The sequence below is a fragment of the Xanthomonas albilineans genome, from assembly GCF_009931595.1.
In the GTDB taxonomy this organism is placed as follows: Bacteria; Pseudomonadota; Gammaproteobacteria; order Xanthomonadales; family Xanthomonadaceae; genus Xanthomonas_A; species Xanthomonas_A albilineans.
In genome coordinates, this window is sequence record NZ_CP046570.1 from 422754 (window position 1) to 437677 (window position 14924).

Consider the following 14924-nt stretch of genomic DNA (forward strand, 5'->3'; position numbering starts at 1 on the left):
GTCGCGTGGGATCGGATCGTGGCGATTATGCGCTGCGCGGCAACGGTTCCAGTCCACGAATCGCGCGGATGCCCAGCCCCGGCGCATCGCTGATGTGGATCTGCGCCTCGTCGAAGCGCACTCCACCGTCTACCGGATCGAACATTCCCAACGATGGGCTGTCCAAGTCCACCTTGGTGATGATGTTCGCTCTGGCCACCGCCAGGTGCGCTGCCGCGGCCACGCCGATGCTCGATTCCAACATGCAGCCGATCATGCACGGCACGCCATAGGCTGCGGCGATGTCGGCGATGCGCAGCGCATTGGCGATGCCGCCGGCTTTCATCAATTTGATGTTTAGGATGTCCGCCGCGCGCTGCCGCAGTAGCGCGATCGCCTGCGCTGGCGCGAAGACGCTTTCGTCGGCCATCACCGTGGTTTGCACCCGTTCGGTGACGTACTTGAGCCCGTCGAGGTCGTCGGCCTTGACCGGTTGCTCCAGCAGTTCCAGCACCACGCCGGCTTGCTCCAGCGTGCGCATGGCGTGCACCGCCTGTTTCGGTGTCCAGCCCTGGTTGGCATCCAGCCGCAGTTGCGCGCGGCCACCGACCGCGTCGTGGATTGCCTTGACCCGCGCGATGTCCTCGGCGGTGTCCTGGCCGACCTTGATCTTCAACGCGACGAAACCGCGCGCGATGGCCGAGTGCGCATCGCGCACCATCGTGTCGATTGTGTTCACGCTGATGGTGAGGTCGGTGACGAGGGTCGGAGTGCCGCCGCCGAGCAGGCGATACAGTGGCGCGCCATAGCTTTGCGCCCATAGGTCGTGGATGGCGATGTCCAGCGCGGCTTTGGCACTGTTGTTGTGCGCGAGCGCGCGCTGGATCCGGCCGATGATCCGATTGAGATCGGCGATGTCTTCGCCGATCAGGCGTGGTGCGATGCAGTGCTCGATCGCCGCAATGATCGCGCCGTGGGTATCGCCGGTGATCGGTGGCGTGGCCGCGGCGCTGCCGTAGCCGATATGGCCATTGTCGGTGTGCACCATGACCACGACGTCCTCGATTGCCTGCACGGTGCGCAGTGCGGTTTTGAACGGAGTGTGCAGTGGCACGCGCAGCATTCCCAGGCGAATGTCGGTGATTTTCATTGGCTCGGAATCGGCAGGATGCGCTGGATGCGGGTAATGCGGTCGATGAAGGGGGTGCCGTCGGCGAGCAACAGCGATTCCAGCGGCGTGACCGAAACACCGTTCAATGGCACCCGTTGCAGTTGTCCGGCGGCGTTGCGGTCGCTGGCTGCGGCCACGTCGTGGATCACCCAAGTGCGGCCGTGCTCGTGGCCGATCACCAGCATCACGTGGCCATGGATGTACACCAAGTCGCCGACCTGCAACTGCGCTAGCACTTTCTGTCGTTGCGGCAGCGGCGCGCCAGCGTTGTAGGGTACGGTGGTGAGGCTGGGGCTGCGTGCCTGGTCGTCTGTGTTGCGCGGCAAGAGAATGCCGAGGCTGCGGTAGACATCGACGACGAAGCCGCTGCAGTCGTGCCCATCGTGGCTGTCGCCCCAGCCATAGCGCTCGCCGAGAAACTTGAATGCTTGCTGCAGTAGAACGTGCGGGGTCGCGGGGAGTGGTGCGTCGCGCGCATCCGCAACGCGCGGGACCAGCGCTGGTGCCAACTGCAAGTGGCCGTCAGGTGTGCGCAGCGGTAATTGCACCACGTAGGCGGCCAGCGGCGATTGGCCGTTGACGGGTTGCCATGGTGGCCATTTCTGCATCAGAGGTAGTGTGCTGCCCATGTCCAAAGCCACCTGCGATGCGTCCGGTAGCTCTGGAGTAAAGACGGTGAACACGCGGGTGCCGGTCACCAGCAGCCGCGGCTCGCGCTGTATGTAGTCCAGCACCGTGGCACGCTCGGCTTCGGCGACACGGTCGCGAGCAATCCAGGCCGCTTCGTTCGACGCCAGGACGAACAGCCATTGGCCATCATGGCTGACATGTAGGATTGCCACCGCACTGCCGGGGGCCAGGGCCGACTCCTGGAAGCGGTCGATGTCGTGGTCGTCGGGCGCGCTAAACACGCGTTGCGCAGTGGGGAACAGGCGTAAATCCGCGTGTCGCACGACCAGGCCATAACGCGGGGTTACCTGTTCCGGCAGGGTTTGCAGCGCAAGTGCGGATTGCAATGCCTGCAGTTGCTTGGCATCGAGCGTGTTGCCTCGCGCGTCGTAAAGCCTGTGCGTTGGTGTTGCCGAAACGCTCAGAATCTGCGCGCGCACCTGCGCCGCGCTGAGACGCACAGGCAGCGCGGCGAGATCGTGCATGGAAATATCGTGATGCAGCAAATGTGCATTGAAAGCGGATACCTGGGCTGCATCCAGTAGTGGGTGCAGCGATGCGGGCAACCGCGCGATCCAGTGGTCGGCCTGCAATTGCACTGTCTGTAGTTGCCAGGGCAGCGCATCCGCGGCGTGTGCGGCCACCGTGCTGTTCAATGCGGCGGCGAGCAACAGGCACAGGCCGCGCATGGTGGTCATGAAATCCTGATGATGCGGAAAGAATGTCGGAACCTGGCGCATGCCGAGAATGATCTTCGATTCCCGGATTTTTTCTGTCAAGGTGTGATCGCGGTCCCGCTGCATCCTGCGCCCGCGACAGCTGGCGTTTTAACGAGGCACTCTATAGTGGGGTTGCTCGGCCAATGTCTATGGTGGCCGTTGCGCTCTGACATGATTTTGACCTGCCGATGTGTATTCTTGCTTATCCATCTTGGAGTTGCCCATGATCCGTCGTTTGACTGTGCCTGCGTTGCTCGTCGTGCATCGGCTATCGTTGTTGGTCCTGGTCGCATTGCTCGGTGCTTGCGCGCATGCGCCGCCGCACAATCCGCTGGCGCAGTGGGTTCCGTCGCCCAATTACAACCAGCGTCGCGCGCAGCTGATCGTGATCCACTTTACCGGCAAAAATTCATTGCAGGAAAGCTTGGATACGCTGCGTTCGCGAAACGGTTTGGGCGAGTTGGTCAGTGCGCATTACCTGATCGGTCCCGACGGCAAACGCTATCAGTTGGTCAGCGACCAACTGCGCGCCTGGCACGCCGGTGTCGGACGTTGGGGTACCATCACCGACGTCAATTCGGCCTCGATCGGTATCGAGTTGGACAACGACGGCAAGACCCCGTTTCCGCAAGCGCAAATCGATAGCCTGCTGGTGTTGCTGCAGGATTTGTGCACGCGCCTGCACATTCCGCGTACCCAGATCGTCGGGCATGAGGATTTCGCTCCGTCGCGCAAGGTCGATCCGGGCCCGTTGTTCCCGTGGAAGCAGTTGGCCGATGCCGGGTTTGGTCGTTGGCCGGCCGCCGATGCGCCACCGGCGCCGTCCGGCTTCGATCCGTGGCAGGCGCTGGCGCTGTTCGGTTATCCGATCGGCGATCGCGCCGCCGCGATGCGCGCGTTCCATCATCATTACCGGGGCAATGAAGCCACCGCGTTCGATGCGGAAGATCTGCGCATTCTCTATGCGCTGACCCAGCCATTGCTTGCGCCGCAGCCGCAATCGCTGTCGTCACCGCCGCCGATAGAGCATAACGAGTTCTAGCGTGTCGTTCGTGCGTGTCTCACGCCGGCCGTGTATGTTGGCATGGGGGCGCCTTGTTTCAACGTACTCCAGCTGGCGTTGCACTTACTTCAATGTGCATGACACGGTCTAGACTGGCGTTCTTGCCCACCGAGGACACGATCCGATGAACCTGCCGCTGCACTTTGGCTTGCTGGGCTCGCTGGAAGCCGGGCTGATCGCGTTGGCGGTCGGATTCCTAGTGTATGCGCTGTGGCAGCGGCTGGGCCGGCGTTTACGTTGGTCCGAGGGCCAGCGGCTGGGTGGGGCATGCCTGCTTGCGGTGACGGCATCGGCAGGGATCGATTGCTGGAGCCTGTTCTACACCAGCATCGTGCGCCTGGAGTCGCCACTATATGCGCGCATTGCGCTGGCCAGCATCCACGATCCAGACGAGTTGGGCTCGCGTGTTGTGTTGGAGGTTGGGTGCGCACTTGCCGGCGTGGCTTTGGCCTGGATCGTATTCAGTTCTTGCTCAAAAAAAAAGGCGGCCGATTATGGTCACGAAACACGTTAAACCATACGGTTTTTTCTGTAGTCTGAATATTTTAAATGCTCGAGTCACCACAAGTTCATTGAATCGTAACTGCGGCGTTGGCACATTGCTTGTGTGCTGTGGTTAATACTCTGTTTTATGGAATTTCGCGTCGGGTAATGGATTCAGTTCGGTAGAGCCACTGTGGCGGTGTGTGCCGGAATTGGCCGGTACATGTCACTTCCCGAAAGAGCATAAGGAGGATTCACACGTGAACATTCGTATTCGCACCCCGCTGTTCGGTTCCGTTGTCCTTCTCGTCGCTGCGTTGGCCTTGCCTGCTTTCGCTCAGCATCCGCAGCGCAGCGATGCCGTTGGGCAAGCGCAGTCGTACACCAGCACCACTGGGCAGCGAACGCAATCCGATATGTCTGGTCCTGGTCAGACTTGGGCCGATGTCGATACCGATAGAGATGGTGCCATCAGCAAGCAGGAGGCGCAGGTCAACGCCGGTCTGAGCCAGATTTTCTCGCAGGCCGATACCGACCACAACGGCAAGCTTACCCCAAAGGAATACGAAGCCTATGTCGCTAAACATCATGCTGGCATGGTTGGCGGCAGCAATAATCGTGACGGAAAATAAGAGTGGCTAACAAAACGTCGCGAAATCGTTGTCAGCTGGGCGCGGACAGCGCGCAGCAACCGCAGTAGGGGGGCACCCAGCACTGCCCACGCCCGTTCGGCGGCGACACAGTGGCTTTGTTAGCTACTTTAAGTCGATCATGGTGATGCAGATGGCCTGATCGGTCTGATGGTGAAGGCGGTGATGGGTGCGCCTGGTTTTGCCGAGTTGTTCTTCGCGTACATCGACGTGGTATCGGGTAAGAATCCGAAGACCTGCGGCAGTCGACAGGGGCTGGTCAAATTCGGCACCGAACGTTTTGTGATGAATGGCAATTTGCTGCGCTCGGAAGTGGAGCCACCCGTTGATTGTATTGGACGGCAGGGGCACCCACCCCCGATGCCATCCCTTGGGCGCATGCGGCCGAGCACTGCCTCGCGTCCGATGCGTTGCATCGATGGCGGTGAGTGGCTGCAGGCGGTGGCGGGCCTCTGGGGCGCTGACAGCTCCTGTGGTATCCGGCAGAATCGGTGCATGTCGTTCCGTTTGCACGCTGCTGGTTCGCTGCTGTTCGTATTGCTGCTCGTTGTCGGCATTGCCGCAGCGCAGGACACGTCTGTGTCGGTGTCTGCGTTCGCCGCCGCAGCGCCTGCCGAGATGCCCGCCAGCGGCGATGTCTGGGTCGATCGCCAGTTGCTGGATATCGATCGTTATGCCGTGCGCTATCCGGACAGTTTTCTCGACGAGGTTGCGCGCTATGCGCAGATGCCGCGCGGCTACGCCGAGGCGTTGCTGCGTGAATGCCATTGGTCGGCTCGCGATATCTATTTTGCCGGGTTCCTGGCCACGGCTACCGGACGACCCTATCGCGAGGTGGTACGCGCCCGCAGCGCCACTGGTGCGCAGGCTGGTTGGGCAGAGGTCGCCACGGGATTGCAGGCGCCACCGGGGTCGCTGGCGTACCGCGCGCTGCGCCATGCCATCGTCGCCAGTTACGATCATTGGGACCGGCCGATCGTGCTGGACGCGCTGTTGCGCCGCCAACTCGGCGGCCGCGCCGCAGCGCAACCGTAGTTACGGCGCAGGCGCAGCATCCGATTCGCGGCATTCGATCGCACGACTGGTCGTGTCGTCGTGACGGCGCGAGAATGCCACTTCCGCCGGTCCAGTCGCCGGCATCACCGTTGCTCCGGAGCGCCGATGACCACTGCCTTCGTTTCGCCGGACGCCATCCGCAGTCTGTTCGCGCAGGCCATGTCCGACATGTATCGCGCCGAGGTGCCGTTGTACGGCACGCTGATGGACTTGGTGGCGCAGGTCAACGCGCAGACGCTGGCCGCCGATCCGGCGCTGGAAGCGCAGTTGCAGCGCAACGATGAACGCGCGCGGCTGGATCAGGAACGGCATGGAGCGATCCGTGTCGGTACGGCGGAAGAATTGGCCATGTTGCGGCGCCTGTTCGCGGTGATGGGGATGGTGCCGGTCGATTACTACGATCTCTCGGTCGCGGGCGTGCCGGTGCATTCCACCGCATTCCGTCCGCTGGATGCGGCAGCGTTGGCGCGCAATCCGTTCCGCGTGTTCACTTCGTTACTGCGACTGGAGTTGATCGAAGACTTGGCATTGCGCGCGCAGGCGGCGCAGATTCTCGCGCGGCGACGCATCTTCAGCGATGGCGCGCTGGAATTGATCGCGCGCTGCGAGCGCGACGGCGGCCTGGGCGAGGCTGACGCGCACCGCTTCGTCACCCAAGTACTGGAAACCTTTCGCTGGCATAGTGATGCGACTGTATCGCTGCCGATCTACCGTGCGTTGAGCGACGCGCACAAGCTGGTTGCCGATGTGGTTAGCTTCCACGGTCCGCATATTAACCATCTGACTCCGCGGACTCTGGATATCGACGCGGCGCAGGTGCAGATGCTGCACCGTGGTATCGAGGCCAAGGCGGTGATCGAAGGACCGCCGCGCCGGCGTTGCCCGATCCTGCTACGCCAGACCAGCTTCAAGGCACTGGAAGAAACCGTGCGTTTCCCCGCCGGCGCGGGCAGTGCCGAGGTCGGCACCCACACCGCGCGTTTCGGCGAGATCGAACAGCGGGGCTTGGCACTGACGCCGAAAGGCCGCGCGCTGTACGACGCGCTGCTGGAGCGTGCGCGCGGCGCCGACGGCAGCGCCGGTGGCGACTACATGGCGCGCCTGCAGGCCGCGTTCGCCGACTTCCCCGATGATGAAGCCACGCTGCGCCGCGAAGGCTTGGGCTATTTTCGCTATGCACTCACCGACGCCGGTCGCGCCGCCGGCGCGACCGCGCTGGCCGGCAAGCCGGCCGAGGCGTTGATCGCCGATGGTTTGGTCAGCGCCGACCCGATTGTCTATGAGGATTTCTTGCCGGTCAGCGCCGCTGGCATCTTCCAGTCCAACCTCGGTGGCGGCGAACAGCGCGGCTACGCGGCGCACGCCAACCGTGCCGCATTCGAGCAAGCGCTGGGCGCGACAGTGCATGACGCATTCGCCATCTACGCCGGGATCGAGCGCGATTCGCTGCAGGCATTGAATCGCTGAGAAAACCTCGGTGATTGCGTCGCGCGCAAGGCGCGCCATGTCGGCGCGCGGTGTCGTGCGCCGATCGCAAGTACGCTTGCTTTCGCGCAGCGGTGTCCGGGCTATCCCTGCGCCGCGCGGCGATTGCCTATCGCGTGTAGCGGGCCTTGAGCATGGCGTAGGCCGAGCGCAATGCCAGTGCCTCGCCACCGGCCGGACGGCCAGGGCGCTCGCTGTCGTTCCAGGCGTATACGTCCAGATGCGCCCAGGTCTGCCGCGCCGGTACGAAGCGCTCCAGATATAGCGCCGCAGTCACTGCGCCGGCCATGCGTGAGCCGGCGTTGGCCAGATCGGCCACCGAACTGCTCAGGTAGCGTAGGTAAGGACGCCAGAGTGGCATGCGCCAGACCGGGTCGCGGTGGCGCTCGCCGGCCTCGATCCAGGCTTGCGCCAGCGCGTCGTCGTTGCAGAACAGCGCCGGTAGGTCCGGGCCAAGGGCGATGCGCGCTGCGCCGGTCAAGGTGGCGAAATCCATGATCGCGTCCGGATTCTGCTCGCTGGCGTAGGCGAGTGCATCGCACAGCACCAGCCGGCCCTCGGCATCGGTGTTGTCGATTTCCACGGTCGTGCCCTGGCGGGTGGCGATGATGTCGCCAGGGCGGAATGCGTTCGGGCCGATCGCGTTTTCCACCGCTGGCAGCAACACCGTTAGCCGCAGTGGCAGGCGTTGTGCCATCACCAACCCGGCCAGCGCCAGCGCATGCGCCGCGCCGCCCATGTCCTTCTTCATGTGGCGCATGCCGTCGGCGGGTTTCAGATCCAGGCCGCCGGTATCGAAACACACCCCTTTGCCGATCAGCGCCAAGTGCGGATGCGTGTCCTCGCCCCAGCGCAGCACCAACAGCCGTGGCGCGCGGTGGGAGGCGCGACCGACTGCGTGGATCGTCGGGAAGTTCTGCTCCAGCAGTGCGTCGCCGACGATGCTGTCGAACTGCGCGCCGTGCGCTTGTGCAATCGCGCGGGCGATTGCTTCCAGTTGTTCCGGTCCCATGTGCTCGGTTGGCGTATTGACCCAGTCGCGCACGCGCACGCAGGCTTCGAGTAAATCGAGCACCTCCGCTTGCGGTGTCGCCAACAGCGACGCCGGCAAGCGTGGCGGTTGCTTGTAACCGGCATAGCGGTAGCTACCCAGGCCCCACCCCAGGTGCAGCGCGGCCAACGCCTCGGTGTCCAGCGCACTGGCCAGATGCCAGGTACTGCCGGCCGGCAATGCGAACGGCGCGTGCGCATAGGCATAGGCATCGCCGCGATCGCCGACACCGAGGACCGCCGCGGCCACGCCATCAGGGCCCGGTAGCAACAGCACCGTGCCGGGTGCGGCCATGAACTGCTGCGTGTCCATCCACGCCACCCAAGCCGGCGACTGCGCCGCGCGCCACTCGGCCAGATGTTCGCGTTCGAGCACGTACAGCGGCAGTGGTGTGTGCGAAGCGTCGGTGAAGCCGTTCGGCAAAGACATCGGGAGATCCTTCTTGTGCTTGGGAGGGAAAGGGAAAATGGCTAGCGATGTGGCCGGCGCTGCTTATGCGTGCGCCGTGTGGAGCGGTTGCGTGGTCTCCAGCCAATCGGCCAGGCCGGTGAGCGTGTCGAACTGCAGATCCGGTGGTGTAGGCCGATCCCAGAGCTGCCCTTCGCGGTTGATCCAGCAGCCGCGCAGGCCGGCTTGCATCGCACCGACCACGTCGATCTCGATGTGGTCGCCGACATGCAGGACCTGCGCGCAGGGCAATGCCAGGCGCGCGCAGGCGGCTTGGAAGATACTCGGGTCCGGCTTGGCCGCACCATGTTCGCCGGCGCTGAGTTGGAAGGCGAAATACCGCTCCAGTCCGATCGTGGCCAGATCGGCGTTGCCGTTGCTCAGTGCCGCCACTGGCATGCACGCGGCGATACGTTGCAGTGCGGGCAGGCTGTCCGGGAAGCATTCCACTTGGTTGCGTGCGGCATGGAAGACCGCATAGGCCGGTTCCGCCAGTGTTTCATCGGCGCCGCTCTCGCGCAGTGCCTGACGCAGGGTGAGGCGTCGTAGTTCGCTCATGTCGTGGCGCAGATGCGGGTGTGCGGCGACCACCGTGTCGCGTAACTGGCGCATGGCAGGGATCGGGAAGCATGCGGCGGTGCGCGGACTATGTTGCAGCAACCAGTCGTGCAGCACCTGTTCGATGCGCGCTCCGATCGGCGCGAAGGGCCACAGGGTATCGTCCAGATCCAGCGTGATCGCGCGGATGGGGAAAGTGGGGGAAGAAGTCACTCGGCCCATTTTACGCGATGCGATGTCGCGCCCCAGTGTTGTCGGTAGACAGCGCCGCGATCCATCTTTCCCCGAGTCCCGAGCCGGCCGATCCAGGAGTTACTCCAGCAGTCGCGCCCAGCGTTGCATGCCATCCACCCGTGCCAGCACTATCTTGATGCACACCAACAACGGCACTGCCAACAGCAGTCCGATCATTCCCCACAGCCAGCCGAACAGCATCAGTGCCAGGATCAGCATCAGGGGCGAGATCGCCATGCGCCGGCCGAGCACGATCGGTGTCACCACCTGGCCTTCCAGCAGATGCAGCGCCAGGTAGAACAGTGCCGGCAGCGTTGCGCTCAGCGGGTCGCGAAACGCGACGAAGCCCATCAGCAGCATCAGCACCACACCGATCAGCGGTCCCACGTAGGGCGCGAAGTTCAGCAGTGCCATTACCGTGCCCCACAGCAGCGCCTCCTGCGGTGTGATGTTCAGCAGGATCAGAATGACAGCGAACACCAGCCCGACCAGTGTGTTGATGACGCTAATGGTCAGGACGTAGCGCGACACTTCTTGTTCGATCGAACGCAGGATGTCGGTGGTGAACTTCTGCTGCTGGCGGCTGGGGAGTAAGGCGATTGCGTGCCGTTGCAGGTTCTCGCCGAACACCATGAAGAAGAACGTCAGCAATACCACGGCCAGCGCCGAGGCGGCCAGTCGTGGGGTCCGCACCAGTGCCCGGTAGGGATCGTCCATCTGCGTGCGGATCACCTGTACGCGGGGGCCGCCGTCACCGCCGGCGGCGCGGGCGAAGCTTTCCGCCGCCTGGTTGGCCAACTGCATCGGTTTGGTCAGGTCGTGCACCTGGGTGGCGATGTGACGCATCTGTGCGGGTGCCTGTTGTACCCAGACTGCGGCCGGTCCGGCCAGTTGCACGGTGAGCGTGGCCGCCAGCGCCATGCCCGACAGCAGGACGACCAGCGCGGCCAGGAAGCGGGGCAGGTACAGCCGTCGCAGCAGGCGCAGGATCGGGTTGCCGATCAGGGCGAAGAAGGCCGCCAGCAGTACCGGCAGGATCACCTGTTGTGCGGCCCACAGCGTGTATGCGACGGCCAGCGTCGCCAGCACCACCAGCGACACCGGGCCGCGTGGCCGCGCGGTGTGCGGCATCGGCAAGGCATCGCGCGGCGCGGCGGTCGCGGGGTGGTCGTCGGTCGCGGAATCGGGAACGGTACTCATCGGATCTGCGTTACGGTGGCCTTGGACTGCGTTATAAGACACGCAGCATCCGGCCTCGAAAAGGAAGCGCAGTGTAGGCCGATCCTGCCTGACGCGGTATGACGAGCGCTTAGCTGTCGCGCGGTTGTGAAGTGTTTCAAGGCTCGGACAGGGCCGTTGCCGTGTCGGTCGGGTTGGGGGCGTCCGGCCTGGACGCGTCAAGCGGATCGCCGTGCCGTGCCGTGGTGCTGGTGTCCGCTGGCGCAGCATGTGGGGCCGTACCGGCAGGCGCCTGCGTCGTGTCTGCGGCGCGCTCGGGAGCGTTTGAGCTTGCCGTGGCCGCGTTGAGCAGTTTGTAGAGTGCGCTGAGCATTTGCAGCCAACGCGCGCCGCCAAGTTTGCCGAGCGCCGCGACCGGCTCGGCGCGTCCCACCAGGAAACCGATTCCCAGCCCGACCACGACGATACGCAGGGGTGTCCAGCCTTCGCGCCAGCCCTGCTGCAACGTGGTCCAGTGCGTGCGCATCTGTTCCCGGCGTCCTTCCAGCACTGCTTCGGCGCGGGCGACGCGGTGTTGCAATTGATCCAATTTCATTATTCGGATGCCTTGCCGGTCGGGGCGGACGCGTCGTTGTGGTCCTCATCGCTGTTGCCAATGCCCAGCTTGGCCAACTGGCGTCGGGTGGCGTCGAGTTTGCTCATCTCCAGGTAGCGCAGCGCTTGCCAGGCACCGAGAGCGGTGAAGAAGAGGCTGATTCCCGCAGTTGCCGTGATCGATGCGAGCCACGACCAGCCCATGCGATGCAGCAATGCGATCAGCGCGCTCATTAACAGGATCCAGGCCGAGGCGCCGAACGCCACCGAGACGATCAGCCACACCAACGCTCGCACCAGGGCGACGCGAGCCAAGGCCAAGTCTGCGGCCACTAGCCGGCGCAGGGCGCGCCCGGTGTGCAGTGAGGCGTGCAAGCCTTCGCGACCGGCCGCCCTGAAGATGCGCAACGATTCCCCCAGCGACGGCGTTGCCGCCGTTGGTTCCGCCGTAGCGCCGTCGGGCGTGCCGGCGCGTGCTTGCGCGTCGCTCACGCGGCTTACTTGTCGCCGCCGCTGCGCGCCAGTTTGGCGATGATCCAGCCAGCGGCGAAGGCCACCCCGAATGAGGCCAGCGGACGCTCGCGGATCAGGTCGGCGGCGCTGTCGATCAGGTCGCGGCCTTTGTCCATGAGTGCGTCTACCTGCTCTTTCGCCGCCGCCCCACCGAATTCGGCCGCCGCCAGTCCCGATAGTGTGCTGTCGGACAGTTCGGCCTTGACGTTGGCCTTGCCCAGCTTCAACTCGTCGCTGGCGGCACCGACTGCGCCCTTGATTGCCTCGCCTGCGTAGCTGGCGGCCGACTTCAGATGCGCACCGGCTTCGCTCAGGTTGTCCTTGAGGTGATCGGTGTTTGTGGGGCTGGAATTCATGTGCGTGTCTCCTCTGGGGTAAGGGAGCGCTCCGACCGCCACTGGCGGACGCTGCGGAAAATGTAGGCGACGTATACCATCGCTAAAGTATAAAAAGTGTCAGTGAACGGGCGGTGGCGCGCGTAGAATCGCCGCGCCGCATGCCTGTGCCGATGTGGCCGCTCATTGCATTATTAAATCGGCCTGCACGCCGCCGCGCACCACGCGCAGCACCAGTTGGGCTGGCTTGCGCGCGAAATTGGCGCGGTAACTGGCCAGGTCGGCGAACTCGCCGGCCGAGGCCGCGACGACGATATCGCCGCTGGCCAGGCCGTTGTGCGCCGCGCGACTGCCGCGCGCCACGTTGCCGATCAGTACGCCGGAGACGCCGGACTGGCGCAGCGATTCGGGCAGGTCGGTGAAGGTGGCGCCGCTCAGACGCGGGTCCAGCGCTTCGCCGCTCACCGCGCGCGGCTGTTCCTTCAGGCGGACTTTGAGTTGCAGTGGTTTGCCCTCCCGGCGCACGTCCAGCGTGACCGTGCTGCCCACCGGCTGCAGGCCCTCGTAGTTATGCAGCGCCTCGGCGCTGTCCAGACGTTCGCCGTTGGCGCCGGTTACCACGTCGCCCGGTTGCAGTCCGGCTGCGGCGGCGGCCGAGCCCGCCAGCACCCGCGTCACCAGTGCGCCGCGCGGGGAGGGCAGGCCCAGCCCTTGCGCCATCTGCGCGGTCAGGTTCTGGGTCTCGATGCCGAAGGTGCCGCGGATCATCACACCGTTGTTCTTAAGCAATTGGTCGACCACCGCGCGGGCCAGGTTCGAGGGGATCGCCAGGCCCAGCCCGATGTTGCCGGCCATGCTGCCTTGCGGGTTGAAGCTGGCGGTGTTGATACCGACCAATTCGCCGCGCAGGTCCACCAGCGCGCCGCCGGAGTTGCCTGGGTTGATCGAGGCATCGGTCTGGATGAAGTTCTGGTAACCCAGGCCGCGGATGCCGTTGCGGCCCATCGCCGAGACGATGCCCGAGGTCACGGTCTGGGTGAAGCCGAACGGGTTGCCGATCGCCGCGACGAAATCGCCCACGCGCAGTTTGTCGCTGTCGCCGAGGCGGATTTCGGTGAGATTGTCGGCCTTGATCCGGACCAAGGCGATGTCGGTGTCCGCGTCCGAGCCGATGAATTCGGCTTTGAAGCTGCGTCCGTCGGCCAGTGTCACTTGCACATCGTCGGCGTTCTCCACCACGTGATGGTTGGTCAGCACGTAGCCGTTCTTGGCATCGATGATGACGCCCGAGCCCAGCGACTCGTTGATGCGCTCCTGCGGGATGTCCGGAAAGAGGCGGCGGAAGAATGGGTCGTTGAAGAACGGGTTGCGTACCCGCACCACCTGCTTGGTGTTGATGCTCACCACGGCTGGCATGACAGTTTGCAGCATCGGTGCCAGCGATGGCAGCGGAGTGCCGGCGACCGACGTCGGCAACGCCGCCGTGTTCGCCACGGCTCGCGTCGCCGGTGTCGGCGCGGCATCGGCGCGATTGTTCAATTGGGCGTTGATCGCGGTTGCAGCGAAACCGCCGAAGGCAGCAGCGGCGGTCAGGGTCAGCAGCGTGGGCAGCGGGCGCATGAGTCGGATTCCGGGGGACGCGGGAGACGGATTGGGAAAATGGGCGCCTGAGGGCATAAATCAAGATGAACGCACGGCGTTTAACTGTCGGTGAAAAGCCGCCACCTCGCCGCCGTGTGTCGCTATCACCACCATGCCGCAGATTGCGTGGAGAGCCGGGCTGCCGAGCGCTGGCGTGCGTGCGATCTTGGTTACTGTATCTGTAGGCAACGCGGGGCGATGGCGCGGCCACCAGGGTTCTCCTTGCTGAGCGCTCGTATCCCGTTGTGCTGGCGACTTCTGCGTGCCTCCGTGCCGACACAGGGCTGGGCGGTGGCCTGCCGCGATTGCGCGGGTTTGCCGACCGTCCGCCGCATGTCGCACTCGTTGGCTCCCCGCTTTGCTGCAATCGGTATAGCATCGTCCGTGTGGTATCAAACACCGACACCCTGAGGAGGGTTTTATGAGCAATGGCAATGGGGTAACGGCGACGCTGACGCAAGTCGCCGAGAACATGAAAGAAACCGCCACCAACATGGGCGAGACCATCGCTGCGACTGCCAGCGAGGCCGTCGCCAGTGTCAAGCACACCGCTGAGAACGTGCAAAAGCGTGTGCAGGACCAAGTCGCCAAGACCCGCAAAGTGGTGAAGCAGGCCGAGAAGGCCGTCGCCAAGCGCGCCGAGAAGGCCGGCAAGGCGGTCAAGAAGACCGTCGCCAAAGCGCGCAAGACACTGGAGGCGGCCAGGGCCAGCGCCAAGTCTGAAGCCGCTGCGCTGAAGAAGGCGGTCAAGAAGAAGACCGCCAAGAAGGCAGCGGCAAAGAAGGCTCCGGCAAAGAAGGCGGTGGCCAAAAAAGCCCCGGCGAAGAAAGTGACCGCCAAGAAAGCCGCGCCGAAAAAGGCAGTCAAGAAGGTCGCCGCGAAGAAGGTCGCGGTCAAGAAAGCGGTGAAGAAAGTGGCCGCGAAGAAGGTCGTCGTCAAAAAGGCGGTAAAGAAAGCGGCGAAGGCGGTCAAGAAGACCGTCGCCAGGGTTGCCAAGAAAAGCGCCACGGCGAAGAAGACCGCTGTACGCAAGAGCGCGGGTAAGAAGGTTGCTGCCAGCCGGGCAAAGAAGTAAGCCGTCGCGTTGCATCCTCTCT

The 14924-nt window shown here is 64.2% G+C and carries 15 protein-coding genes; 6 read left to right on the top strand and 9 right to left on the bottom strand.

What is annotated here, in order from left to right:
- Window positions 1-25: 25 nt before the first annotated feature.
- Entirely contained in the window at window positions 26-1129 is a 1104-nt protein-coding gene (locus XaFJ1_RS01775) for a dipeptide epimerase (protein WP_012914973.1), read from the bottom strand.
- On the bottom strand, window positions 1126-2517 hold the full coding sequence (locus tag XaFJ1_RS01780; RefSeq protein ID WP_045757166.1) for a C40 family peptidase: 1392 nt from the start codon (window positions 2515-2517) through the stop codon (window positions 1126-1128). Before XaFJ1_RS01780 ends, XaFJ1_RS01775 begins: the two co-directional genes overlap by 4 nt.
- Before the next feature lie 244 nt (window positions 2518-2761).
- On the opposite strand from XaFJ1_RS01780, the gene XaFJ1_RS01785 reads away from it, so the two are divergent.
- The 5 genes from XaFJ1_RS01785 to hglS all read left to right on the top strand — a co-directional run bounded on the left by XaFJ1_RS01785 (window position 2762) and on the right by hglS (window position 7257).
- Window positions 2762-3580 (top strand): N-acetylmuramoyl-L-alanine amidase, encoded by an 819-nt coding sequence (locus tag XaFJ1_RS01785; RefSeq protein ID WP_012914975.1) that lies wholly within the window; start codon window positions 2762-2764, stop codon window positions 3578-3580.
- Between the two features lie 145 nt (window positions 3581-3725).
- Entirely contained in the window at window positions 3726-4115 is a 390-nt protein-coding gene (locus XaFJ1_RS01790) for a hypothetical protein (RefSeq protein ID WP_012914976.1), read from the top strand.
- 229 nt (window positions 4116-4344) lie between these two features.
- Window positions 4345-4716: an EF-hand domain-containing protein gene (locus XaFJ1_RS01795; RefSeq protein ID WP_012914977.1), complete on the top strand. Its 372-nt coding sequence runs from the start codon at window positions 4345-4347 to the stop codon at window positions 4714-4716.
- 513 nt (window positions 4717-5229) lie between these two features.
- On the top strand, window positions 5230-5769 hold the full coding sequence (locus tag XaFJ1_RS01800; RefSeq protein WP_045757167.1) for a hypothetical protein: 540 nt from the start codon (window positions 5230-5232) through the stop codon (window positions 5767-5769).
- 126 nt (window positions 5770-5895) lie between these two features.
- Window positions 5896-7257, top strand: a complete 1362-nt coding sequence (gene hglS, locus XaFJ1_RS01805) for a 2-oxoadipate dioxygenase/decarboxylase HglS (RefSeq protein WP_012914979.1) — start codon at window positions 5896-5898, stop codon at window positions 7255-7257.
- A 127-nt stretch (window positions 7258-7384) separates the two neighbouring features.
- Here the strand turns inward: hglS and XaFJ1_RS01810 are convergent, their stop codons facing one another.
- The 7 genes from XaFJ1_RS01810 to XaFJ1_RS01840 form a co-directional block, all read right to left on the bottom strand.
- Window positions 7385-8755, bottom strand: coding sequence for a leucyl aminopeptidase family protein (locus XaFJ1_RS01810; RefSeq protein WP_012914980.1), 1371 nt, complete (start codon window positions 8753-8755; stop codon window positions 7385-7387).
- A 63-nt stretch (window positions 8756-8818) separates the two neighbouring features.
- Window positions 8819-9544 carry an HAD family hydrolase gene (locus XaFJ1_RS01815; RefSeq protein WP_012914981.1) on the bottom strand — a complete coding sequence of 242 codons (726 nt, stop codon included), beginning with the start codon at window positions 9542-9544 and terminating at the stop codon, window positions 8819-8821.
- 99 nt (window positions 9545-9643) lie between these two features.
- The gene (locus XaFJ1_RS01820) at window positions 9644-10765 is read right to left on the bottom strand and encodes an AI-2E family transporter (protein ID WP_045756703.1); all 1122 of its coding nucleotides are present in this window, start codon (window positions 10763-10765) and stop codon (window positions 9644-9646) included.
- A gap of 136 nt (window positions 10766-10901) precedes the next feature.
- Window positions 10902-11339 (bottom strand): hypothetical protein, encoded by a 438-nt coding sequence (locus XaFJ1_RS01825; protein WP_012914983.1) that lies wholly within the window; start codon window positions 11337-11339, stop codon window positions 10902-10904.
- Window positions 11339-11830, bottom strand: a complete 492-nt coding sequence (locus tag XaFJ1_RS01830; RefSeq protein ID WP_012914984.1) for a hypothetical protein — start codon at window positions 11828-11830, stop codon at window positions 11339-11341. Before XaFJ1_RS01830 ends, XaFJ1_RS01825 begins: the two co-directional genes overlap by 1 nt.
- Window positions 11831-11835: 5 nt before the next feature.
- A complete protein-coding gene (locus XaFJ1_RS01835; protein ID WP_012914985.1) occupies window positions 11836-12207 on the bottom strand; it encodes a hypothetical protein in 372 nt (123 codons plus the stop codon).
- A 162-nt stretch (window positions 12208-12369) separates the two neighbouring features.
- Window positions 12370-13806 (bottom strand): Do family serine endopeptidase, encoded by a 1437-nt coding sequence (locus XaFJ1_RS01840; RefSeq protein ID WP_012914986.1) that lies wholly within the window; start codon window positions 13804-13806, stop codon window positions 12370-12372.
- A gap of 442 nt (window positions 13807-14248) precedes the next feature.
- On the opposite strand from XaFJ1_RS01840, the gene XaFJ1_RS01845 reads away from it, so the two are divergent.
- Entirely contained in the window at window positions 14249-14902 is a 654-nt protein-coding gene (locus tag XaFJ1_RS01845) for a hypothetical protein (protein ID WP_012914987.1), read from the top strand.
- Window positions 14903-14924: the final 22 nt, after the last annotated feature.